At 28.5% G+C, this 24021-nt stretch carries 22 protein-coding genes; 18 read left to right on the top strand and 4 right to left on the bottom strand.

All coding sequences use genetic code 11. The features are described from left to right. Positions 1-49: 49 nt before the first annotated feature. The 4 genes from LLF98_RS13300 (at position 50) to LLF98_RS13285 (ending at position 4562) form a co-directional block, all read left to right on the top strand. Positions 50-946 (top strand): zinc ABC transporter substrate-binding protein, encoded by an 897-nt coding sequence (locus LLF98_RS13300; RefSeq protein WP_291704367.1) that lies wholly within the window; start codon positions 50-52, stop codon positions 944-946. Positions 947-1273: 327 nt separating this feature from the next. Continuing rightward, the gene (locus tag LLF98_RS13295) at positions 1274-3064 is read left to right on the top strand and encodes a MutS family DNA mismatch repair protein (protein WP_291704365.1); all 1791 of its coding nucleotides are present in this window, start codon (positions 1274-1276) and stop codon (positions 3062-3064) included. Between the two features lie 18 nt (positions 3065-3082). Next, positions 3083-3988: a 3'-5' exonuclease gene (locus tag LLF98_RS13290; RefSeq protein ID WP_291704363.1), complete on the top strand. Its 906-nt coding sequence runs from the start codon at positions 3083-3085 to the stop codon at positions 3986-3988. 124 nt (positions 3989-4112) lie between these two features. Then, positions 4113-4562, top strand: a complete 450-nt coding sequence (locus tag LLF98_RS13285; protein WP_291704361.1) for a CBS domain-containing protein — start codon at positions 4113-4115, stop codon at positions 4560-4562. A 266-nt stretch (positions 4563-4828) separates the two neighbouring features. Here LLF98_RS13285 and LLF98_RS13280 read toward each other — a convergent pair whose 3' ends face one another. Genes LLF98_RS13280 through LLF98_RS13270 form a run of 3 tightly spaced genes read right to left on the bottom strand, consistent with a single transcriptional unit; the run spans position 4829 to position 6816 of the window. After that, positions 4829-5488: a DUF1292 domain-containing protein gene (locus tag LLF98_RS13280; protein ID WP_291704359.1), complete on the bottom strand. Its 660-nt coding sequence runs from the start codon at positions 5486-5488 to the stop codon at positions 4829-4831. 8 nt (positions 5489-5496) lie between these two features. Continuing rightward, complete coding sequence (locus LLF98_RS13275) at positions 5497-6147, bottom strand: PspA/IM30 family protein (protein ID WP_291704356.1); 651 nt, start codon at positions 6145-6147, stop codon at positions 5497-5499. A gap of 21 nt (positions 6148-6168) precedes the next feature. Beyond that, a complete protein-coding gene (locus LLF98_RS13270) occupies positions 6169-6816 on the bottom strand; it encodes a hypothetical protein (protein WP_291704354.1) in 648 nt (215 codons plus the stop codon). Positions 6817-7183: 367 nt separating this feature from the next. Between LLF98_RS13270 and rpsA the strand changes: the two genes are divergently transcribed. Next, complete coding sequence (gene rpsA, locus LLF98_RS13265; protein WP_291704352.1) at positions 7184-8338, top strand: 30S ribosomal protein S1; 1155 nt, start codon at positions 7184-7186, stop codon at positions 8336-8338. Positions 8339-8503: 165 nt separating this feature from the next. Here rpsA and pyk read toward each other — a convergent pair whose 3' ends face one another. Further along, complete coding sequence (pyk, locus tag LLF98_RS13260; protein WP_291704350.1) at positions 8504-9922, bottom strand: pyruvate kinase; 1419 nt, start codon at positions 9920-9922, stop codon at positions 8504-8506. 163 nt (positions 9923-10085) lie between these two features. On the opposite strand from pyk, the gene LLF98_RS13255 reads away from it, so the two are divergent. The 13 genes from LLF98_RS13255 to rodA all read left to right on the top strand — a co-directional run bounded on the left by LLF98_RS13255 (position 10086) and on the right by rodA (position 23880). After that, the gene (locus LLF98_RS13255; protein WP_291704348.1) at positions 10086-11543 is read left to right on the top strand and encodes an aminoacyl-histidine dipeptidase; all 1458 of its coding nucleotides are present in this window, start codon (positions 10086-10088) and stop codon (positions 11541-11543) included. Positions 11544-11700: 157 nt separating this feature from the next. Next, a complete protein-coding gene (locus LLF98_RS13250) occupies positions 11701-12291 on the top strand; it encodes a C40 family peptidase (protein ID WP_291704345.1) in 591 nt (196 codons plus the stop codon). 274 nt (positions 12292-12565) lie between these two features. Further along, complete coding sequence (locus LLF98_RS13245; protein WP_291704343.1) at positions 12566-13240, top strand: SPOR domain-containing protein; 675 nt, start codon at positions 12566-12568, stop codon at positions 13238-13240. Positions 13241-13480: 240 nt separating this feature from the next. After that, entirely contained in the window at positions 13481-14047 is a 567-nt protein-coding gene (locus tag LLF98_RS13240; protein ID WP_291704341.1) for a Maf-like protein, read from the top strand. 46 nt (positions 14048-14093) lie between these two features. Further along, positions 14094-14783 carry a DNA repair protein RadC gene (radC, locus tag LLF98_RS13235; protein ID WP_291704339.1) on the top strand — a complete coding sequence of 230 codons (690 nt, stop codon included), beginning with the start codon at positions 14094-14096 and terminating at the stop codon, positions 14781-14783. 21 nt (positions 14784-14804) lie between these two features. Continuing rightward, complete coding sequence (locus tag LLF98_RS13230) at positions 14805-15821, top strand: rod shape-determining protein (RefSeq protein ID WP_291704336.1); 1017 nt, start codon at positions 14805-14807, stop codon at positions 15819-15821. A gap of 3 nt (positions 15822-15824) precedes the next feature. Beyond that, complete coding sequence (gene mreC / locus LLF98_RS13225; RefSeq protein WP_291704334.1) at positions 15825-16673, top strand: rod shape-determining protein MreC; 849 nt, start codon at positions 15825-15827, stop codon at positions 16671-16673. Between the two features lie 10 nt (positions 16674-16683). After that, positions 16684-17175 carry a rod shape-determining protein MreD gene (gene mreD / locus LLF98_RS13220; RefSeq protein ID WP_291704332.1) on the top strand — a complete coding sequence of 164 codons (492 nt, stop codon included), beginning with the start codon at positions 16684-16686 and terminating at the stop codon, positions 17173-17175. Continuing rightward, positions 17172-20048, top strand: coding sequence for a penicillin-binding transpeptidase domain-containing protein (locus tag LLF98_RS13215; protein WP_291704330.1), 2877 nt, complete (start codon positions 17172-17174; stop codon positions 20046-20048). The genes mreD and LLF98_RS13215 overlap by 4 nt, the downstream gene beginning before the upstream one ends. Before the next feature lie 332 nt (positions 20049-20380). Next, positions 20381-21040 (top strand): septum site-determining protein MinC, encoded by a 660-nt coding sequence (gene minC / locus LLF98_RS13210; RefSeq protein ID WP_291704328.1) that lies wholly within the window; start codon positions 20381-20383, stop codon positions 21038-21040. A gap of 20 nt (positions 21041-21060) precedes the next feature. Continuing rightward, positions 21061-21861 (top strand): septum site-determining protein MinD, encoded by an 801-nt coding sequence (gene minD, locus LLF98_RS13205; RefSeq protein ID WP_291704326.1) that lies wholly within the window; start codon positions 21061-21063, stop codon positions 21859-21861. 15 nt (positions 21862-21876) lie between these two features. Beyond that, positions 21877-22146 (top strand): cell division topological specificity factor MinE, encoded by a 270-nt coding sequence (gene minE / locus LLF98_RS13200; protein WP_291704324.1) that lies wholly within the window; start codon positions 21877-21879, stop codon positions 22144-22146. A 600-nt stretch (positions 22147-22746) separates the two neighbouring features. Beyond that, a complete protein-coding gene (rodA, locus tag LLF98_RS13195; RefSeq protein ID WP_291704322.1) occupies positions 22747-23880 on the top strand; it encodes a rod shape-determining protein RodA in 1134 nt (377 codons plus the stop codon). Positions 23881-24021: the final 141 nt, after the last annotated feature.

Raw genomic sequence — 24021 nt, 5'->3', positions numbered from 1 at the left:
TGATAAACAGAGTTGCAAATGCAAATCAGATGCAAAACGGAGGTATAATATGATAAAGAAAATCGTTTCAGGTACGTTAGCTATATTAATGGGGGTAATGCTAATAGGGTGTGGAGCTAAGACAGGAACTACAACACAAAACACAACAAATAATAAGTTAAAGATTACTGTTTCAATATATCCATTGAAAGAATTCGCAGAGAAAATTGGTGGAGATAAAGTAGAGGTTACTTGTTTGGTGCCAGAAAATATGGAACCGCATGATTATGAACCTAAAACTAGAGATTTTGAAGATTTAACTAAGAGTAAGGCCTTCATTTATAATGGATTAGGTATTGAGTCATGGGTAGATCAAGTTAATGAAGTTATTAAAGGTAAAGATGTAGTCATCCTTGACTCAAGTGCAGGCATTGAAAGTAGAAAAGAAGAAAATGCTATTGATCCTCATATTTGGTTAAGCTTAAAAAATGCAGAAATACAATCTGAAAATATAAAAAATACTTTTGTTAAAATAGATGAAAAAAATAAAGATTACTATGAAGAGAATTATAAGAAATTTAAAGAAGAACTAGAAAATTTATATAACGAGTATAAACCTAAATTTGATACATTAAATAAAAAGAATTTTATAACAGGTCATGTTGCCTTTGGATATTTATGTAGAGATTTTGGATTAACACAAAAATCAGTAGAAAATCTATTTGCTGAAGGAGAGCCAACTCCAAAACAATTAGAAGATTTAGTTAATTTTTGCAAGGAAAATAACATAAAGACTGTGTTTTCAGAATCACTAGCAAGTCCTAAAGTTTCAGAAACTTTGGCAAAAGAAGTTAAAGCAGAAGTTGTACCAATATTAACATTAGAATCTAAAGAAGATGATAAGGATTATCTACAAGCTATGAGATATAACTTAGATGAAATATATAGTTGTCTATCAAAAGAGTAATTGCAATAATGATAAATAGGCATATGATGCAAAATAGATTAGTTTCATTATTACATGTGTCTTAATTCGTAGTGCTGGGCCAATAGGCAACAGGATTATTATAATACCTGTGGGACAGTAAAATGTTCTACGGGTATTTTTTATGTATCCGAGGACATTAAATACAATTGAGTAATCTGCTTTATTGCTAAAAATAAAATTAATAATTGTAAGGTAAGTAATTGACACATTTTTCTAATAACGTAAAATAGAATAGTAAGAGTTAATAATAATAGATAATGTAAAACTTGATGTTAATAATAAGAATAAAGTAATATAGGAGGACTTATGAGTTTAGCAGAAGAATTTTATAAAAATAATATAGAAAACAATAGTCAAGAAAGTAGTGCTATAAGTACTAAAGTAAGTATAGTTGGATGGAGTAGATTAGTTGTAGTAATATTATGTGTGTTAGTTGATTATTTTTTATATAGACAAAATAAAATAACATTGATTTTGGTTGTAACCATATTTTTTATAATCATTTTTTTAGTTTTAGTATTTTATCATAATAATATATTTGAATATAAAAAAAGAGTTGATTTGCTAATAAATATTAATGAAACGGGGCTTAAAAGACTAGTTGGAGAGTTTAAAAATTTTAAAGATAATGGATCAGAATATTTAGATAATGAACATTCATTTATAAATGATTTAGATGTGTTTGGTAATAATTCGATTTTTCAATACATTAATACTACAATTACTAAAGGTGGAAGAGCGGAATTAGCAAAATTATTAAAAAGAGAAAAGGCTTTAAGTGATAATGAGATAAAAGAAAGGCAAGAAGCTACAAGAGAGCTGGGAAAAAAAGCTGCATGGAGACAAAAAATAATTGTTGAAGGTAGCTTAAAGAAATCAAAAGATATGGATTTAAATACTTTAATTAAATGGAGCAAGGACAAAGAATCTTCAAGTCCTTTAAGAGTAGCAATTGCTTGTACTTTTATGCTAGCTACTATTTTTTCAATATATTTAGCAATTAAAGGAATAATACCAGAGTCATTTTTAATTTTAGACTTTATGGTGAATTTTATTGTTGTAAAGATGTTGTCGAAGAGTATGGGAAAAGAACTTAGATTGTTTGAATCCATAAAAAATAGTGTAGAGGGATATAGTAAAATTTTATGTTTAATAGAAGAGGAAAAATTTGATTGTTTATATTTAAAAAATTTAAATAATAAATTAAAAAATGAAAAGTTAAGCTGTAAAGAAGAAATGAAAAAATTCTCAAATATATTAGATTGGGCAGGTAATAGTGCATATAATGCATATTATTTAATATTAAATGTATTTTTATTTTCAGATGTATTTTTAATAAGAAGTTTAGAAAAATGGAGAGAAAGAAATGGTGAGAAACTTGAAGAATGGCTTGCAGTAATGCATGAGATTGATGCATTAAGTAGTATAAGTATTCTTTCTTTTGAAAACGAAAATTGGACTTATCCCGTCATTTTAAATGAAAATGAAATACAAGGAAGTAATATAGGTCATCCGCTGCTTGGAAAGAAAGCAGTTAGAAACACATTTTCATTAAAAGGAGAAAAAAAGGTATCACTAATTACAGGTTCTAATATGTCTGGCAAAAGTACATTCTTAAGAACCTTAGGTGTAAATTTACTTCTTAGTTATATAGGAGCGCCAGTATGTGCAGATAAATTCTCTTGTGGAATCATGAATATTTATACTTGCATGAGAACAAAAGATAATTTAGAAGAAAGTATTTCATCATTTTATGCAGAAATTTTAAGAATAAAAATATTAATAGAAGCATGTAAAAGAGGGGAAAAGATATTTTTTCTTTTGGATGAAATATTTAAAGGAACTAATTCTATGGATAGGCATATTGGAGCTAGAGTACTAATTAAACAATTAATTCAATATGGAGGAGTAGGGCTTGTATCTACTCATGATTTAGAATTATGTGATTTAGAAAAAGAAAACAGAAGTATAATAAATTATAGCTTTAGAGAGTTCTATAAAAATGATAAAATTAAATTTGATTATATATTAAGAAATGGAAAGAGTGAGACACAAAATGCAATTCATTTAATGAAGCTTGCAGGGATAGAAATTTAACTTTAGAAAGGGATAGATATGGGGTACATTATTATTGATTTAGAGTTTAACAATTTAAAAAACATAACTAATTATTACAAGGATTTTTTTGAAACACATGGAGATTTTGCTTCAGTAGGGTTAGAAAATGAGATTATAGAAATAGGAGCTGTAAAAGTAGATAAATATATGAAACCTATAAGCGAAATTAGAGAATATGTAAAACCTTCAGTGTTTCCTGTAATTAATCCTATAGTAACTGAAATTACTAAAATAGACATGGATATACTGAGTGAAAAGGGAATACCTTTTGAGGAAGCTATAAACAAACTTAAAGATATGTTTGAAGAAGGTGATGTCCTTTGCTCATGGGCAAAAGATGATGTGGTAGAATTGATTATAAATGCTAATGAATATAATTATACGGATTTAAGTTGGTTAGATGAATATTTAGATATTCAAGAATATGCAACTAAAGTTTTAGCTCATAAGAAAGCATTAGGGCTTAAATCAGCTTTAGATGAACTGAAAATTAAGGTAGATGATACAAAATTACATGATGCATTAAATGATGCTAAATACACAGTAGAGGTATTTAGAAGGGTATACAATTCTAGAGCGATTGGTAATTATTTAGTTAAAGATATATATAATATGCCGGCAATACATGTATCAAATCTTGAAAATGTGAAAATTGATGAAGAGAAATTAATGTTAAAGTGCCCTAAATGCGGAAAGAAAGTTGAACTAGAAACGCCAATAAAACTTTTAAATTGGAGATTCGCAGCAGTTGGTACATGCCCTAAATGTAAAAGTAATGTTTTGTGTGAAGTTATAGTGAAGAAAACTCTTCAAGGAGAAGAAGGGTATAGTGAAGTTAATAGTATTCTAAAAAATGAAACATATTTGAATTACATTTACAAATTAGAGAAATATGGTGATTAAAAATCAATTTTAATAAATATTCATGGATAAGTAATAATTTTTTTAAAGGATTTCGACTTAAAATGTGGTAAAATACATTTGTAAACAAAAATAAAATAAATACATTAAGGAAAGGATTTTATTTATGAATATAGCCTTTTTTCTTACACCTAAAAATGAAGTAATATGCGAAAATCAAGATGCAACAATGAAACAAGTTATAGAGAAAATGGAGAAATACAGTTATACAGCAATACCAATTATAGATAAAGAAGGAAAATATGTGGGAACATTAACAGAAGGGGACTTACTATGGAAATTAAAAGATACTCATAATTTAGATTTTAAGAATACTGAATCTGTAAAAGTTAAAGATATACCTAAGAGAATAACACACAAATCTGTGTCTATAACTTCTAATATAGAAAGCCTAATATCATTAGCAGTGAACCAAAATTTTGTGCCAGTAACTGATGATAATGGAACCTTTATAGGAATAATAAAAAGAAGTGATATAATACATTATTGTTTCAATGAAATGGAAAAGAGGAAAGCTTTAGAAATACAACATTTTTCCATGTATGATGAAGGGTAAGATAACTTTCACTAATATATGTATCATGAAATATAAAAATACTTGCAGTAATATTAAAACTTTAAGGTTACTATTGATTAGTGTAAATTTAAGGTGCACTATATGTATCTAGTTTATAAATTGCACTTATACCTTTAATATAAATAATACCAGAAATAAAGGATACTCTTTTGTTCCATGTTACATTAGAGTATCCTTTATTTTAGTAGGTTATACGTATAAGCTTGGACATCGATATTCCACAATACCTATATTTAGAGAATCAATTATTCTGCACTTTGATAAGTTTCAACTACAAAATCAAATTCAGTAGCATCTGTTATTTCACCATAAGAGTCTTCCTTAATTCCTGGATAATAGTATAGCACTAATTTATCACTGGAATTAGTTATATTTTCTAGTAAAATGTATAAATTATCTAATGTACAATCTTCAACAACAGCTAAAGTTTTATATTTTGAAGATCTTCCAGTATCATTGTTAGTAAGATCTAATGTGAAATTTTCAAATTTTCTTACATTAACTCTTTCTTTATCACAAGAGCAAATCATAGATCCACTTCTACAGCTTGAACATTTTTTGAAATTACATTCAAAAGTACAGTTTAAGCATTCACAATTAGAGCATTTCTCCAATTGCTTAAAATTATCTTTATTTTTAGCCTTAAAGTCTTTAATTAGGGTAATGCTTGAATTAGATTTAAACATTGAAAATAAAGATTTCTTTTTGCAGTCAGCTTCAGCAGAATCTAAAAGTTTAGTGTATTCTTGAAGTAGTGATGCCTTAGTAAAATATTTTCTTATAGTTAAATCTCTTTCCGAGACAAAGGGGGATATTTCGCTTATAGCATAAGCTACATCAGTATAAACCTTTCCCCAATGTCTTCTTTCTTCATTTATAAAATCAATATCTTTACCAATATCCATATTATCTCCTAGTTAGTTTTATATTTTGCTAATTCAAGGTCTAAGTCAACCTCATCCAATTTTTCAAATTCACTGTCAAAATTGTCTAAGTCTCTTAATTCTCCTAAGCCTTGAGCAAGGGATTCTTTTCTTTGAATGTTTCTTTCTATACTATCAATTTTGATTGAATCACTTTTAGTTTGTACATTAGCAAGTATTTCATTAACTTTTTGAGATGCTTCAGCATTTGCGTATCTTGCAGCAGCTTCGTCTCTGTAGTTTCTAGTTTTTGTGATTTCTTCTTCTAAAGCACGAAGATTTGCTTTTAATGTATCTGCTTGAATTTTTGAATTATCATAGCTTGCTTGTAATGAAGAGATCTTTTTATCTGTTTCAATTTTTTTAGCTAAAGCCCTTTTAGCTAATTCTTCATTTCCTTTACTTAAAGCTAATTTTACCTTTTGCTCATAATCTTCAGTTTCTTTTTTTGCAGCAATTAGCTTCTTTTCTATTTCATGAACATTACCTAAAATTTGAGCTGAACTTAACTTAGCTTTATTAAATTGCTCGTCCATATCTCTTAATTTTTGATCTAATAATTCAACTGGATTTTCCATATTATCTAATGTAGAATTTACCTTTCCTTTAATCATATTTGACATTCTTGTAAAAATTCCCATGTTAATACCTCCTAATATTTATTATTTTCTTTTTTTATTTAAGTATATTTTTATTAATATTATAGCTAATATGAATATTACAGCTAAAGCTAAAGCATTAACTATTGAACTCGAAGTTGAGCCAAAATAAAATGGTCTGTAAAAACCACCGCCTCCACCAAAGAATGGAAAGAAGGAGCTCCTGTTAGATCCATTACTATAGGTCTGAGTATTATTGCTTTTATTATTATTTGTATTAGAAGAACTTGAAGAATCTTCATTTTTATTTTTATCAGTTGTAGAATATGAACCACTCTTAAAACCCTGCGTAGCACCATCACTTTTTGAAGAGGTACTTGAATCAGTACTAGCCTTAGAATCACTACTGCCACTTGAAAAATCACCTGATTTAAATCCTTCAGCACTCTTTGAACTAGTTGAATTGTTACTGGTACTAGTAGAAGATTTGCTCGATGAACTGCTAACAGAGCCTGAACTAAATCCACTTTTTGACGTTGAACTGCTAGAGCTTGACTTACTACCACTAGATTTAGCAAAAGCTGTTGTGCTATCTGATGGACTTATACTTGTAAATGATAATGCATCTAAGGGTAAACTTGAAAATGTAAATATAAATGTTAAAAGTATAGCTAGAACATATTTTTTATTAATCTTATGAATAGTGATCACCCCTTAAAAGATTATGTATTTATTATATAAAAAAGATTACTTATATACAATATGGAAAAACAACGAAAAAATGCTAAAAAAGATAACTACAATTAAATATCACAGTTATAGGTTTAAATATCTTACTTATAATAGAAATATTTATAGTTTTAAATAGTATATAATACTACTTGATAAAGTTTTATATATATTTTAAAACTAAGAATACTTACAATAAAGAAAAAAATATACGTTTATGTATAAAGGCTTTTATTTAATTATATCAATAAGTACATTCAGAGTACATTAACATAAACTTGTATAAACGTTTTTATTAGATTAATATTATAAGTAGAATAAAAATAAAACAATTAAGGAGTGAGGATTAATGTCTAATGAAGAAACAATGAGCAGTATGAGTGAACTTTTAAATGAGTATGATGTGAAGAGATTGAATAGGGGAGACATTTTAAAAGGCAAAGTAATAGATGTAAATGATAAAGAGGTTTCAGTTAATATAAACTATGCTTTTGATGGATTAATATCTAAAGAGGAATTATCATCAGATGAAAAAGATCCTAGGGAAGTAGTTAGTAAAGATGATGAAATTGATGTATATGTTATATCTCCAAACGATGGAGAAGGATATGTTGAGCTTTCATTAGTAAGAGTATTAGAAATAAAAGAAAAGGAAGAAATAGAGAAATCTTTTAAAGAACAAAAAAATATTACTGTTAAAGTCAAAGAAGAAACTAAAGGTGGTGTAATTGCTTATTATGGCAATGTAAGAGTCTTTATTCCAGGTTCACTTGCAAGCAGAGAAAGAATTGAGCTTAGCACTTTGGTAGGAAAAGAATTAGAAATTAGAATTACAGAATTAGATTTTAGAAATAAAAAAGTTGTAGGATCGAGAAGAGTTATTGAAGAAGAAGAATACAACAAAAACAAAAAAAGTATATGGGATAGTTTGATTGAAGGCGAAAAAAGAAATGGTGTTGTTAAAAAACTAGTTAAATTTGGTGCATTTGTAGATATTGGTGGAGTAGAGGGGTTAATTCATATCTCAGATCTATCATGGGAAAGAGTAAATAGGCCAGAAGATGTAGTTAAAGAAGGCGACAAAGTCGAAGTATTCATAGGAAATGTAGATAAGGAAAAGGAAAGATTATCGCTAATATTAAAAGATGTAACTAAAGAACCATGGACAGTTCATAGTGAAGACATTAAAGAAGGGGATTTGCTAGAAGGTAAAGTTGTACGTCTTACTACATTTGGAGCATTTATTGAATTATTTGATGGTATAGAAGGATTAGTACATATATCAGAAATTACAGATGAACATATTGCAAAACCTTCAGATATATTAGAAGTTAATCAAAAAGTAAAAGTAAAGGTATTAACTTTTAATAAAGAAGATAAGAAAATAGCTTTAAGTATTAAAGGTGCAACAGAAAGCAATAAAGAGTATCTTAATTATGTTGATACTGATGAAGAAGAAGGAACATCTTTAGGTGATTTACTTAAAGGGTTTAAATTTGAGTAGAATTTAAATCAATTGACAATAAATGAACAAATCTCTAATTGGATTTGAAATAAAAAAGACTCACTAATCAAAGCTACGATTTGATTAGTGGGTCTTTTTTATTAGTCAATTTCCAATAGAAATTGTACCGTAATTATCTATCTGGAACTGTGAATTGTAAATATGTTAAATTTTTTCTATCTTTAACATGTTAGTTCCACCAGTATGAGTTATTGGCATTCCAGCAGCAACTATTATGTCATCTCCAGGCTTAGTTATGCCTAATTTATGCACTACATTTTTAGCTTCAGTTAAAATTTGATCTGTTGTATGAAATATAGAACATTTCATAGGACATATACCAAAATTTAAGCTTAATGTTCTTCTTACTTGATCATAAGGAGTTATAGCTATAATTGGAGCTTTTGATCTATATCTTGAAAGTATTCTAGCTGTAGCACCACTCTTTGTTGCAGCAACAATAGCCTTAGCATTCAAAAGATTTGCAGTTCTACAAGCAGAGTAACTTATTGCAGAAGCGTAATCATTAAGAGAAGGTTCTCTAAGTCTTGCAGTTAAATCGTTATAATCTAAATATTCTTCAACTTCTTGAGCTATTTTGGACATTGTCGTTGCAGCTTCTATAGGGAAAAGACCAGAAGCACTTTCACCACTTAACATGATTGCATCAGTTCCATCAAAAATAGCATTACAAATATCACTTGCTTCAGCTCTAGTTGGAAGTGAATTTCTAATCATTGAATCAAGCATTTGAGTTGCTGTTATAACAATTTTACCTGCTTCATTACATTTTTTGATTATCATCTTTTGATTTATGGGAACTTTTTCAATTGGGATTTCAACACCCATATCTCCTCTGGCAATCATTACAGAATCAGTTACTTTGATGATAGAATCTATATTATCTACACCTTCTTGATTTTCTATTTTAGCTATTACCTTAATGTGTTCACAATGATTTTCTTTTAAAACTTTCTTTACATCTAGAACATCATCAGCTTTTCTTATGAAAGAAGCAGCTATAAAGTCAACTCCCATTTTGCAACCAAATTTAATATCTTCTATATCTTTTTCAGTAATTGATGGTAAATTAATAACTGCATCAGGAACATTAACACCTTTGTGATTTTTAATTTCTCCACCAACTATAACTTTAGTATGGATTGTTTTACCTTCAACGCCAATAACTTTGAACTTTAAAAGACCATCATCAACAAGAATTTTTCCTCCGACTTTTATATCTTGATAAAGTATGTCATATGAAACTGAACATCTTTTTTCATTCCCAAGGATTTCTTCTCCACAAACAAAAGCAAAATCATTTCCTTCAGTAAGAATTACACCATCATTAATGAAGTTATGAGTTCTAATTTTAGGGCCCTTTATATCTAGTACAATAGCTGTTGCAGAATCCATATCTTTGCTTATACGTTGGATTAATTCAATTTTCTCTTTATGTGATTCATGTGTACCATGAGAAAAGTTTAATCTTGCGGCACTCATTCCAATTTCAATAAATTTTCTTAAAGTTTCTTCATTATCACTTGCTGGACCAATAGTAAAAATCATTTTTGTTTTTTGCATGCAAACACCTCACATTAAAATTTTATACATTATGTTTATAGTGTGTAAGATAATAAATCATAAAATAAAAATATATACATCATATAACAATATTTTATGATAAACTAAAAAAGATATACATATTGATATTTTATCACGTAATTAGCGGAAGGAAGAGTAAAGTATGAAAAATTTTAAAAATATCACAGACGAAAGAATTTTTTATCATTTTAAAGAGATAAGTAAAATACCAAGAGGGTCCGGTAATGAAAAACAAATCAGCGATTACTTACTTAATTTTGGAAGAAATTTAGGATTAGATTGTATTCAAGATGTAGCTTTAAATGTGATAATTAAAAAACCAGCATCAAAGGGTTATGAAAAAGCTCCAGTAGTTATAATTCAAGGCCATATGGATATGGTATGTGAAAAAAACAGTGATAAAGAACATGATTTTACAAAAGATCCTATTAAATTAATTGTTAAGGGTGATTATATATATGCTGATAAAACTACCCTTGGAGGAGATGATGGGATTGCACTTGCTTATGCAATGGCTATATTAGAAGATAATACTATAGAGCATCCAGCTCTTGAAGTATTAATAACAACTGATGAAGAGGCTGGAATGAGTGGTGCTTTAGCAGTTCAAGCTGATTATATTAATGGCAAAATTGTTTTAAATATAGATTCGGAAGAAGAAGGAAAGCTTTTAGTTAGCTGTGCAGGAGGTATTAGAACAAAATCTACTCTTCCTATTGAATGGATAGATAAAAAGGAAAACACAAAAGAATATACCCTTATAATCAAAGGATTAAAGGGAGGACACTCAGGAACAGATATTAATTTAGGAAAAGGAAATTCTAATAAATTAATGGGAAGATTATTAAAGGAAATCACAAATAAAATAAAATTAAATTTAGTTTCATTAAATGGAGGTTCAAAAAATAATGCAATTCCAAGAGAAGCTACAGCAGTTGTATCAATTAATTCAACTGATGAAAAAAATTTGATGGATTTAAAGACAAAAGTATGTGAAAATTTAAAAAAAGAATTTAGTAAAAAGGATTCAAATTTAGGAATATATTTACTAGAATGTGAAAATAGTGTAGGAAAGGTATTTTCAGATGATACTACAACCAAAACAATTAATTTATTGTATATGTACCCAAATGGAGTAAATACAATGAGTTCAGATATAGAAGGATTAACAGAAAGTTCAACAAACCTTGGAGTGGTAACAACTAATCAAAATGAGGTGGAATATGACAGTGCAGTGAGAAGCTCTGTATTTTCATTAAGAGAAGAAATAGTTGAAAGAAATAAATGTATAACAGAAATTTTAGGTGGAACATTTACAACTAATGCAGGATATCCAGCGTGGTCATATAAAACTGATTCAAAAATAAGAGAGATATGCAAAAAAGTATATTCTAAAATGTATGGCAAAGAAGCTGATATTTTTGCTATGCATGCAGGTGTAGAATGTGGAATATTAAGGGAAAAGCTTGGAGATTTAGATATGATTAGCTTTGGACCAGACATAATCGATATACATACTCCTGTAGAACATATGAGTATATCTTCTACTCGTAGATGCTTTAAATACTTATTAGAAGTTCTTAAGGAAATAAGAGATTAATAAATTTATTAATAGAAATATATAAAAATGTTAATAGTTTGACCAATAGTAAATTTGTGAATATACTAATTAATGTATGAAAAATAGAAGACAATGTAAACAAAAATGAAAATGTTTTCTATAATAATATAAATTAGGTAATGAAGAGGGAATATAGATGAAAAATAAAATAAAAATGCTTATAAAATGCATAATTACAGTTTTAGTTTTTTCAGGAGCTTGCTTTATTAATACTCAAAATGCTGAAGCTGATACTATACTAATACCTAATAAGGGGATTACACTTAAAACTAGTGAACTTAAAGCAACTAAAGTAATTAAAGCACCTTCAGATACAGAAACAACAGATGGCGGAAATAAAGCTTCAAGGGGTACTGTTAGCAAAGGAAATGAAGTTGTTAATTATGCATATAAATTTTTAGGAAAACCATATGTTTATGGTGCAGCTGGTCCAAATGCTTTTGATTGCTCAGGACTAACACAATATGTATATAATAAATTTGGAGTAGGTCTATCACGTACTACATATACTCAAGTAGGGCAAGGAACTGACGCAAAAAGAAGTGATTTAAGAGCAGGAGATTTAGTGTTCTTTAATACAGAAGGTTCAATAAGTCACGTTGGTATTTATATTGGGGATGGAGAATTTATTCATGCACCAAGAGCAGGAAAACCAGTAATGATAAGTTCCTTATATGATGAATATTATTCAAAAAGATACGCAACTGCAAGAAGAATATTTAACTAAGAAATTATAAGTATTGTGTAATACTTATAATGCGGCAATACCCCTCAAAAGAGAATACATACATTATGAATTGATAAAATTAAATAATAAATTAAAAAAACGTATTATTCAATAAAACTAAAAAAGTGAATAATACGTTTTTTGCTACTCAATACTTTTTTGTGTAGGATATCTGCAAAAGTTAAGTATAGAATAATGTATTTTATATTTAACATAACTCATATATGTGTGACCTATAGAATAAATATAGTATATGAAAAAAAGGAGGGATATTATGAGGTACACAAGATATGAATATAGAAAATCGAATAAGATAAAGTTTTTATGTAGTGTTGCAGTTATTGCTTTGATATCTATAGGTGGTGGATTATTTATTAGTAAATTTATTTTTAATGGAAAACAGATTCAAGATAACAATAGTAATAATTCAAGATATTCAATTGAGGGAAATGGTAAAGGTAAAGTTCCGAGCCTTATAGCATTGCAATGTGGATATTATTCTAAAGAAGAAAATGCAAAAGAATTATTAACTGCAATATCAAAATATTGTGAGCCTTTTATAGTAGAAGAGGATGGTAAATATAGGGTATTAGCTGGAATATATAAAGAAGAGGATGGGCTAAAAAAAATAGAACAATTTAAAGCAAATAATATTGATGTTGCGAAGGTTAATTTAAATATTTCAAGTGATAATATAGAAAGTAAAAAAATAATAGAGGTTATAGATGGATTTTTAACAATTACTAATAAACTTGAAGATAATGGAGTTAAAAGTATAAAAACAACAGAATTTAAAGAATGGACTGATAAAATTATAACGGATGATAGTATTGCAAAATCTAAAAAAATAAATGATTTAAGTAGTTATGTGAAAAATTTGCCAGATGAAATAAATAAAGAAAATAGCAATATAAATATACCGGAATTATACAAATTGCTTAAAAACTAAAAAAAATGAAGAATATTTATTACAACAAAATTAAATTTATATAAAAAAAGTCATAACTTAATATAACAGACTTGTTTAAGAACATCTTAAATGATAAACTATAGGATGTAGAAATGGTTTATAGGAATACATATCATTTCTATACGTTAAAAAATTAATTTAGTTAAATAATTAACATGTCTATAATGCATATTATTTGTCAATAGTATACATTAGATTCTTTATTTAGGATGTGAATATATGAAAATAGTATTAGCTTCTGCTTCAGAGAGACGTCAAGAACTTTTAAGTAGATTAATTAAAGATTTTGATATAATAGCCAGTGATTTTGATGAAAGTAAAGTTCTCTTTGAAGGATGTATAGATAGATATGTTAAAAATGTAGCTTTAGGGAAAGCGTTGCATGTTAAAAACAAGCTAAATGGTGATGCAATAATAATATCAGCGGATACTATAGTTACATTAGAAGATAAAATACTTGTAAAACCAAAGGATGAAGAAGATGCTTTTAATATTTTAAAATCACTTCAAGGCAGAAAACATTTAGTTTATTCAGGTATTGTTGTTATTAATACTGCTACAAATTTAATTAAACAAGAAAGTTTAGCTACAGAGGTTACTTTTTCTGAAATAAGTGATGATGAAATACTAGAATACATAAAAACTGGTGAACCTTTAGACAAAGCTGGAGCTTATGGAATTCAAGGCATAGGTGGAATATTTGTTAAGGAAATAAAAGGATGTTATTATAATGTTGTTGGACTTCCGTTAAATAAATTAAAATTTATGCTAGAAGAAATACAATAATTTGAGGGAATTAGAAGGGGATCATATATGTGGAGGTAATATATTAATGGACAGCAGCCTTAAAATTAAGGATATACCACAAAATGAAAGACCTAAAGAAAAATTATTGACCTATGGAGCTGAGAGTTTAAGTAATTCAGAACTATTAGCAATTATACTCAGAACTGGAACTCAAGGAGAAAATGTACTCCAATTGAGTAGTAGACTTTTATCAGAATTAGAGGGGTTAGATGGAGTTTTGAGTGCAAGCTTTAATGACATAACATCTATAAAAGGTATTAAAGAAGGAAAAGCATCTCAGATTTTGGCATTGTGTGAGCTTTTTAGAAGATTTAGAACATTAAAAGCAATGAAAAAAGATATTAAGATCAGTTCGCCAAAAGATTTAGCGGATCTTCTTATGGGTGAAATGAACGAATTAAATCAAGAAATTTTAAAGGTAATATTATTAAGTACAAAAAATATAATTATTGGAACAAAAGATGTTTTCAAAGGCAGCTTAAATACATCTGTAGTTCATCCAAGGGAGATATTTAAGCAAGCAATAGATAAAAATAGTGCGTCAATAATTATATGTCATAATCATCCATCAGGCGATCCAACGCCTAGTAAGGAAGATATAAACATTACATTAAGAATTAAAGAATGTGGAAATATACTAGGAATTCAATTAGTAGACCATATTATAATAGGAAATAATAAATTTGTTAGCCTCAAAGAGAGAGGACTAATATAGAATCGGAAGGGGAAAAAATAAATGGGATTTTTTGGATCAGGAAAAGATATGGGGATAGATTTAGGAACTGCAAATACATTAGTATTTGTAAAAGGTAAAGGAATTGTTTTAAGAGAGCCATCTGTTGTTGCTGTGAATACATTGACTAGAAAGACATTAGCAGTTGGATCAGAAGCTAAACTGATGATAGGTAGAACTCCAGGGAATATAGTAGCTATAAGACCATTAAAAGATGGGGTAATAGCAGATTTTGATATAGCTCAAACAATGATGAAAAGCTTAATAGAAAAGGTATCAACAAAGAATGCATTTAAGAACCCAAGAATAATAGTTTGTTATCCATCAGGTATTACTGAAGTTGAAAAGAGAGCGATTGAAGAAGCAACAAAGCTTTCAGGAGCTAGAGATGTTATTTTAATGGAAGAACCTATGGCAGCAGCAATTGGAGCAGGGCTTCCAGTAAGTGAGCCAACAGGAAGTATGATAGTTGATATTGGTGGAGGTACTACAGAAGTAGCTATTATTTCTTTAGGTGGAATAGTAACTAGTAAATCTCTTAGAAAAGCAGGGGATGAATTAGATCAATCAATAATATCTTATATTAAAAAAGAATTTAACTTAATGGTTGGAGAAAGAACTGCTGAACAAGTCAAAATGGAAATAGGATCAGCTTATAAAGTTGAAGATGAAGAAATGGTAATGGACATAAAAGGAAGAGATTTGATTTCGGGTCTTCCAAAGACAGTTCAAATTTCAGAAACTCAAGTAAGAGAAGCATTAAAAGAACCTATATATGCTATTATAGAGGCAATTAAGACCACATTAGAAAAAACACCACCAGAGCTTGCAGCAGATATTATAGAAAAAGGAATAATGCTTGCTGGCGGTGGAGCTTATTTAAAAGGCTTAGATGTATTGATAAATAAAGAAACAAACATGCCTGTACATATTGCAGAGGCACCTCTTGATTGTGTAGTACTTGGAGCAGGGAAGGCACTAGAAGATTTTGATAAAATTAGTAGGGATCAAAGAGGTTAATATATGAAGCTTCTTAGAAATAAACTGGCAGTAACTATTATAGTACTGTCAGTTAGCTTTTTAGGATTAATAGTTTATACTGTTAAGAAAGAAAATAGAAGTATTATTGAAAGTGGTGCCGGTAGTACTTTAAATCCTGTACAAAATCTTGTGTATAAAGGAACTGATAAAATTAAAGAAACTTTAGACTTTTTCTTGAATTTTTCAGAAGTAAAAGCACAAAATAAAGAATTGATTAATAAAAACCAAGAGCTTGAAAATAAATTGAGCACTTATTCAGATTTAAAAGGAGAAAATGATAGATTAAGAGAAATATTGAATTTTGCAGAAGAAAGAAATAATTATAATTATATAGCATGTGACATTATAGGGTATAGTGGAGGAAATTTTTTAGATGGCTATATAGTTAATAAAGGTAAAAATGATAATATTCAAAAAGGCATGATTGTTATAGCAGCTCAAGGACTAGTAGGTCAAGTAACGAGTGTAGATAGCAATTGGTGTATAATCCAATCATTGGTTAACGAAAATATAGCTGTAAGTGTTATGGTTCAGAGTACTAGAGATACTACTGGATATATAAAAGGATTTAAGGATAGACAAAATAGAAATTTAGCTAAAGTATATGATCTTCCAATGGATTCTGAAGTTAAAGAAGGCGATGTAATAATGACATCTGGAGTAGGGATGCTTTACCCAAAGGAAATTAGAATTGGAGAAGTAATTTCAGTTGAAGAAGATAATGTAAAAGTAATGAAAAGCGCAGTTGTAAAACCATATGTAGATTTTAATAAATTAGAAGAATTATTTATTGTCTCTCCGAAGGATACGAGAGAAGTTAAATATAATTAGGGGTTCGTAAATGGAAAAATTAATTATTATTTTAGTTTCTATAGGTTTAGTTATATTAGACAATTCATTAGTTCCATTTTTTTCAATAAAAGGGGCTTATCCTAGTCTATTATTTACATTTGCTATTGCTTATTCAATAATAAATGGGAAAGAAAAGGCCACATTTGTAGGTACTGTTAGTGGTGTATTGCAAGATATTTTCTTTTTTCATGGATTTGGAGTGAATTCTTTATTGAATTTATTATTATGTCTTTTAGCAAGCTTCATTGGAAATGGAATTATAAAAAATAAGAGATTAATACCTGTAGTTTCAATTTTTTTTATTACAATAATAAAGTACATGGGAGTTTTTGTAATATTTTATTTGTCACATATTGATATACAACTTTCAAAAAGTATTATTATGGGAATATATAACGGAGTAGTAATGTTCTTTGCATATAAAATAGTAATGAATGTTTATGATGATGAATATACGAAACAAAGGTGGAGGTTTAAATGATATTAAATAAACCAACAAACAAAAAGAAAAAAGAAACCTCCAGGTATACTGTTTTGTGCATTATCATGGGGTTTATATTTGGAACTATTATTTTGAAATTATTGTATATTCAAGTATTTAGTTATCAAGAATATAAGGATAAAGCAGATGTTACATCAACACGGTTTGTATCAGATAAAGCTCCAAGAGGAAAGATATATGATCAAAAAGGTAATGTTTTAGCAACTAATAAGCAAACATATACACTTACATATACTAAGACAGATGATGCAGAGAAACAATTTTATACAACAATGGAGGAACTTTTTAAAATATTAGATGAAAATGAAGAAAAAACTCAAGATACATTGCCATTGAAAATAGACAGTGATAATAATATATATTTTGAGTATAAAAGTAGTGAGAAAGAGTCTCAAAACAATGAGGAATTAAGATTTAAAAAAGATAGAGGGTTAAATGATACTTTAAAAAATACAATGTTTAAAGATGTTGAAGAGTTATCTGATGTACAAAGTTCACAATTAGATGAAGCTCTTTTAAAGATAACACCTGAAGACGCTTTTTATGCTTTAGTTAGATCTTATAACTTGATTGAACTTGTAGACCCAGATTATAAGACAAAGGATAAAATCAAAATATATTCCAAAATGTCAGATAAAGATTTGACTAATGTAATTTTAGAAAAAGGATATTCTTTGAATGATATTAGAAGATTTATGGTTATAAAAGATGCTATAAAAATGCAAAGTTTCAAAGGCTATAGATCGACAACTATTGCAGGAAATATTAATAGAGATACATCTTTAATAGTTCGTCAAAAACTTACTGACTTACCAGGAATAGATGTTAGTTTAGCACCAATAAGGTATTATCCATATAATAATTTAGCATCTTCAGTTTTAGGTTATGTATCTTCAATTAATGATACTCAAAAAGAAAAATATGAACTTAAGGGGTATGATGTTTCATCAGACTTAATTGGTACGTTTGGTATAGAATCAGCTTTTGAAGAACAATTAAAGGGTGTTAAGGGTGGAACTACTGTTAAGGTTAACTCACAAGGTAGAGTTACTCAAGAATTATTTAAACTTGAATCTTATCCTGGAAATGATGTTCATCTTACCATAGACAATGATATTCAATATGCAGCAGAACAAGGCTTGACTGATGCAATGGAGAATTTACAAAAGAATGTATTCGATACTGATGGAACTACATTCCCAAATGCAACAAGAGGAGCGTTAGTTGCAGTTGAGGTTAAAACAGGAAGAATTTTATCACTAGCAAGTTATCCTAATTTTAATCCTAATTTATTTGCAGTTCCAGGACAATTAACAGCGGAAGAAAACAAACAATATTTTAATCCTGACTACGAAACATTTGGAAAACAATTAATACAAAGAATGGGTTTAAATAAAACTGTTGATGATCTATTCCCAATAGGAACTGATGGATACAGAACAGATAAATATGATTTGTATCCAAGACCAACTTATAATTATGCTACTATGTCATTAAATCCACCAGGGTCTACATTTAAGCCACTTACAGCTGTTGCAGGTTTAGAATCTGGTGCAATAAGCCCTGATACAATTATAAATGATACAGGTAAATTTAATATACATCCAGAAACTTTTGGTACTGGTTTTAATCCATCAGGACTAGAAGCTGCAATGGGACCAATAAATTTAACTACAGCTATAGGACAATCAATTAACTATTACTTCTATGAAACAGCATATAGAATGTATATTCAAAAGCTAGAGCAAGGAGAAAGTAAAATTGAGGCTTTAGATTCTATTGCAAAATATGCTTGGCAATTTGGTTTAGGTGTTGATCCTAATGATCCGAGCAGCAAGCAAAAAGCTACAACAGGGATAGAAATAGGAGAAAACTTTGGGCAAACATATAACTTTACATCATGGAAAGAAAATCAAATAGCATATGCTAAATTTAACTTAGTTGACGCATTAGAAAACGGAAATTATAATGGAAAAACTTTCATTCCATTTGATATACGTGCTTTAGATGATGATAATGACCAAGTTAAAAATTCCAAAAAAGCTATAAAGGATAAAGTTACAGAAAGTTTAAATAAGGTCGGCGTTGATGAAACATCAATGATGAGCCATGATAATTTTGCAAAGGATGTTAAAAATGATATTAAGAATATAATGGAATATTCTGATATATATAAGAATAGAATTGCAGGGAAGCAAGTAAATTTAGATAATCAAGCTACAAGTATAGCAGAAGCTATAGCTCAATTTACAATTAATAATGAACCTGGAGAAATAAGAACTCCAGCTCAAATTGTTAATGCATCAATAGGTCAGGGTATGAATAATTTTACTCCAATGCAGTTAGTATCATATATTTCAACCCTTGCTAATGGTGGAACAAGATATAAGCTTCATTTGGTTGATAAGATTACTGATAATGATGGTAATATAGTACAAGAATTTAAACCGGAAGTATTAAATACAGTATCAATATCAAAGAGTACTCAAAAGGCAGTTAAAGACGGTATGAAAGCAGTTAATAATAGTCAAGAAGGTACAGCAGCAACTGCATTTAGTGGATTTCCGATACCAACAGCTGGTAAAACTGGTACGGCCGATTTTGCCTCTGATCAAAGAGAAAAAGGAAGAAAACCTTATGCGACTTATGTAAGTTATGCCCCAGCAGATGATCCACAAATAGCTGTAGTTGCAGTAGTATTTGATGGAGGGCATGGAGGTAATATTGCATCAGCAGTTAGAGCAGTTTATGACGCATATTTTAAGGATGAATTATTAAAAGATAATCCCAATTATGCTTCGCAATCAGCATCTTTTAAGAAGTATGTTGTTGATAATCCATATCACAAGTAAGTACTATTAATACACAGAACGTAAAGGTAAATAACAATACAAATAGATAAGGAAAATTAACAATAATAAAAACAATTATTATAAATATTTCTATAGGTATACAAGAACCAAAGTTGTATACCTATAGGGATATTTTTTTCATATACCTAAATTAAAACTTTTAAGCTCAAATTACATGCTTGAGCTAAATCTATATTATGTTTTAGTAAAAATTAATTGAAAATATTGAAAGATATATACAAAAATAGTTGTTATAATGATATAATCGTAGAGAGGTTGTCATTTGAAAAGAATTTAAATATTTTAACCTGCAAATTCATTGGAGGGAATGAATGTATAATAATGATGGTATTTTAATAAAAGGGAATAAAGATGGAATAAATACAACTATTCAGATGAATAGATTTACTTGTTTTGAAGAGATGCTTGAAATGTTAATAAAAAAACTTTCTAAAGGAAAGCATTTTTATAAAGGAACAACGTTAATTTTGAAAATAGATTTAAAATTGATTAATAAGAAAGAACTTGGAATCCTTAAGGAAGTGTTATTAACTAAAATAGAAATAAAGGATATTGTTTTGGAAGATATTGAAAAAGAAATTGAACAAGTAAATGAAAAAGAGACTAGAATATTTTCTGGTGTATATGAAGGAAAAACTAAATTTATAAGAAAAACAATTAGAGGGGGACAATCTATAAGTTACCAAGGTAATATAGTTATAATTGGTGATATAAATAGTGGATCAGAAATCTATGCAGCCGGAAATGTAATTGTTTTAGGGGCTATAAAAGGTAAAGTAAGTGCAGGAACAAATGGAAATACAAAGGCAGTAATCGCTGCATTTTTATTGCAACCAGAAATTTTAAAAATTGCAGATGTCATAGCAATGTCTCCAGATGATGTTGAAAAACCAAGTTATCCAGAACTAGCAAGGATTAAGGATGGGTCAATAATAGTTGAACCATATTTACCAAACAAATATATATATTAGAATATCGGAGGATTTTGTAAATGGGAGTATCTATTGTAATAACTTCAGGTAAAGGTGGGGTTGGGAAAACAACAACCACAGCTAATATAGGAACTGCTTTAGCATCAATTGGAAAGAAAGTAGTTGTTATAGATGGTGATACAGGACTTAGAAATTTAGACGTATTACTAGGATTAGAAAATAGAATAGTATATACAATAATAGATGTTATAGAAGGAAGGTGTAGATTAAAGCAAGGACTTATAAAAGATAAAAGGCTTCCAAATCTATGCTTGTTACCTACTGCGCAAACAAAAGACAAAGATGATATAAGTGCGCAAGATATGCTAAAAATAGTGAATGAATTAAAAGAAGAATTTGATTATGTATTAATAGATTCGCCAGCAGGTATTGAGCAAGGATTTGAAAATGCAGTTATAGGTGCAGAAAGAGCAATTGTAGTTGTAAATCCTGAAATTACATCTGTTAGAGATGCAGATAGAGTTATTGGAAAACTTGATTCAAAGGGATTAGAGGATCATTCAGTAATTATAAACAAATTAAATTATGAAATGACTAAAAATGGTGATATGCTTGATGTGGCTGATATTATAGAAACTCTTTCAATAGAATTATTAGGAGTTGTCCCTGATGATAAGAATATAACAATTTCAACAAACAAAGGAGAACCTATTGTATTAGAAGAAAGGTCGTTCGCTGGACAAGCATTTAAAAATATTGCAAGAAGAATTACAGGAGAAGAAGTTCCACTTATGAATTTACATATAGAAGATCATCAAGGATTTTTTGGCTCCTTAAAAAAGCTATTTAAGCGTAATTAAGGGAGGAAGAGAAAAATGGGTTTTTTTAAAAATTTAAGTAACAAACCAACGCCTAAAGAAGTTGCAAAAGATAGATTGAAATTGATTCTTATACATGATAGAGGGGAAATCGCTCCAGATATTATAGATAAAATAAGAGAAGAAATATTACAAGTAATTTCTAAGTATATTGATATACAAGTAGACGATGTTGAAATATCTGTAAATAGAAGTGGCGATGAAGAAGGGGAAAATGCTTCTGCATTAATAGCAAATATTCCAATTAAAAATATAAGAGGAAGATAAGACAAGAGATTGTTTGAAATAATTTATGCACCTATAAAAAAAGTGCGAAGCACAACCAAGAACATTTCACCTATAAAAAAAGTGCGAAGCACAACCAAGAACATTTCACCTATAAAAAAAGTGCGAAGCACAACTAAGAGCATTTCACCTATATAAAAAAGTGCGAAGCACAACCAAGAACTTAGGATATAAGAGATATTTGTTTTAAGAAACTATAAGATTAGTTTCTATCACGTAATATTTCTTATATTTTTGTGTTTTTTTAGAGAGATATATAATGTTAACAATGCACAATTCATGCCTTTCAGGGTACATTATGGGTAATTAAGAAACAAGTTCACAGATGAAAAGTTTGAGGTTCCAAATATAAAATTTTAATGCTTACTTTTGGATTATCACTTTTTCCAGAAGGGAGTTGAAACAATTAGGATAAATAATGAAAGTTATAAAAAATTTGTTTGAATTATTACAAAATTATTATGTTTTATCAGATGAACATAATTATTATAGAGAATGAAGTAATAATAATGTATAATTAAAAGTAATTGAGTATATATACATTTTATTAAAGGTATGTATACTTAAGCAGGAGGTGAAGTATTGTTTAAAAGTTTTAAATTAGATATGAGATTGATTAAAGAAATTGATAAAACTATAGTAATTTCTTTAATTCTTTTAATTTTATATGGGACATTAAATATATATTTATGTACAAAAGGAGAATACGGTTTGTCTTATGTTGAAAAGCAAGCCTTTTGGTTTGTAGTATCTATGTTAGCATTGTATATATTTATAGCAGTTGACTATACAATAATATTTAATTATGTACCTATTTTTTATTGGAGCGTGGTAATTCTTCTTATATTAACTAAGATTCCAGGAATCGGAGTTGTTGTCAATGGTGCTAGGGGATGGATTAATATTGGAATAGGTCAAATTCAACCATCAGAATTTGCTAAGATTGGAATTATACTTATGCTCGCTAAAAAGCTAGATGACATGGAAGGTAAAATAAATGAAATTAAGAACTTTTTTATTTTAGGTTTTTATGCGGCGGTACCAGTTGTATTTATTATTACACAACCTGATATGGGAATGAGTATGGTTTGCTTTTTCATAGTTCTTGGAATTTTCTATGCAATAGGTTTAGATATTAAAATTATTGGTGGAGGATTAATGTCATTAATTCTTGCAATAGTAATAGTTTGGAATTCGGGATTGATAGAATCATATCAAAAGGCAAGATTTACAGGATTTTTAAACCCAGCAGCCGATGATGCTAAAACAGGATATCATTTAACACAATCTTTAATTGGAATAGGTTCAGGAGGTATACTTGGAAGTAGGCCGTCTTTAAGCAATGATGGGAGTTCTAGTTATTCAGCACAAAATGTGCCAGAAGTCCGAACAGATTTTATTTTTTCTGCAATAGCGGATCAGTGGGGTTTTTTAGGAGCTATTGTATTATTAACTTTATATGGATTTTTAATTTATAAAATGATTTCAATAGCGCGAACTTCAAAAGATATATTCGGGTCAGTTATATGTGTTGGAATAGTTTCATATTTCTTGTTTGCTATACTTCAAAATATAGGAATGACAATAGGGTTACTGCCAATTACAGGAATAACATTGCCACTCATAAGTTATGGAGGGAGTTCACTACTTACAACAGTAATTTCAGTAGGATTAGTGATAAATGTAGGAATGAGAAGGAAGAAGATATATTTTTAAAATATTAAGGAATTTATATGCCTTAATAAAAATAGAATTGATGATTTATACGTAAGATTATAAAAAACTCCCAAATATAATTTCTAGAGTTTTCTTCGTAATTATTATTTTTGTTTCTATTTTATTCTCATAATTTTATTT

The sequence above is a fragment of the Clostridium sp. genome, assembly GCF_021372645.1.
Taxonomy (GTDB): Bacteria; Bacillota; Clostridia; order Clostridiales; family Clostridiaceae; genus Clostridium.
Note: the sequence above shows the minus strand (reverse complement) of the source record. Positions and strands in the feature narration are given on the sequence as shown.

What these genes read in the sequence shown, in the direction of transcription:
- radC (WP_291704339.1), top strand. Translation starts at nt 14,094, where the DNA reads ATGGACAGCAGCCTTAAAATTAAGGATATACCACAAAATGAAAGACCT.
- LLF98_RS13240 (WP_291704341.1), top strand. Translation starts at nt 13,481, where the DNA reads ATGAAAATAGTATTAGCTTCTGCTTCAGAGAGACGTCAAGAACTTTTA.
- LLF98_RS13250 (WP_291704345.1), top strand. Translation starts at nt 11,701, where the DNA reads ATGAAAAATAAAATAAAAATGCTTATAAAATGCATAATTACAGTTTTA.
- LLF98_RS13285 (WP_291704361.1), top strand. Translation starts at nt 4,113, where the DNA reads ATGAATATAGCCTTTTTTCTTACACCTAAAAATGAAGTAATATGCGAA.
- LLF98_RS13255 (WP_291704348.1), top strand. Translation starts at nt 10,086, where the DNA reads ATGAAAAATTTTAAAAATATCACAGACGAAAGAATTTTTTATCATTTT.
- minE (WP_291704324.1), top strand. Translation starts at nt 21,877, where the DNA reads ATGGGTTTTTTTAAAAATTTAAGTAACAAACCAACGCCTAAAGAAGTT.
- LLF98_RS13215 (WP_291704330.1), top strand. Translation starts at nt 17,172, where the DNA reads ATGATATTAAATAAACCAACAAACAAAAAGAAAAAAGAAACCTCCAGG.
- LLF98_RS13300 (WP_291704367.1), top strand. Translation starts at nt 50, where the DNA reads ATGATAAAGAAAATCGTTTCAGGTACGTTAGCTATATTAATGGGGGTA.
- pyk (WP_291704350.1), bottom strand. Translation starts at nt 9,922, where the DNA reads ATGCAAAAAACAAAAATGATTTTTACTATTGGTCCAGCAAGTGATAAT.
- mreD (WP_291704332.1), top strand. Translation starts at nt 16,684, where the DNA reads ATGGAAAAATTAATTATTATTTTAGTTTCTATAGGTTTAGTTATATTA.
- LLF98_RS13230 (WP_291704336.1), top strand. Translation starts at nt 14,805, where the DNA reads ATGGGATTTTTTGGATCAGGAAAAGATATGGGGATAGATTTAGGAACT.
- minD (WP_291704326.1), top strand. Translation starts at nt 21,061, where the DNA reads ATGGGAGTATCTATTGTAATAACTTCAGGTAAAGGTGGGGTTGGGAAA.
- LLF98_RS13275 (WP_291704356.1), bottom strand. Translation starts at nt 6,147, where the DNA reads ATGGGAATTTTTACAAGAATGTCAAATATGATTAAAGGAAAGGTAAAT.
- LLF98_RS13280 (WP_291704359.1), bottom strand. Translation starts at nt 5,488, where the DNA reads ATGGATATTGGTAAAGATATTGATTTTATAAATGAAGAAAGAAGACAT.
- LLF98_RS13295 (WP_291704365.1), top strand. Translation starts at nt 1,274, where the DNA reads ATGAGTTTAGCAGAAGAATTTTATAAAAATAATATAGAAAACAATAGT.
- mreC (WP_291704334.1), top strand. Translation starts at nt 15,825, where the DNA reads ATGAAGCTTCTTAGAAATAAACTGGCAGTAACTATTATAGTACTGTCA.
- LLF98_RS13245 (WP_291704343.1), top strand. Translation starts at nt 12,566, where the DNA reads ATGAGGTACACAAGATATGAATATAGAAAATCGAATAAGATAAAGTTT.
- rpsA (WP_291704352.1), top strand. Translation starts at nt 7,184, where the DNA reads ATGTCTAATGAAGAAACAATGAGCAGTATGAGTGAACTTTTAAATGAG.
- minC (WP_291704328.1), top strand. Translation starts at nt 20,381, where the DNA reads ATGTATAATAATGATGGTATTTTAATAAAAGGGAATAAAGATGGAATA.
- LLF98_RS13290 (WP_291704363.1), top strand. Translation starts at nt 3,083, where the DNA reads ATGGGGTACATTATTATTGATTTAGAGTTTAACAATTTAAAAAACATA.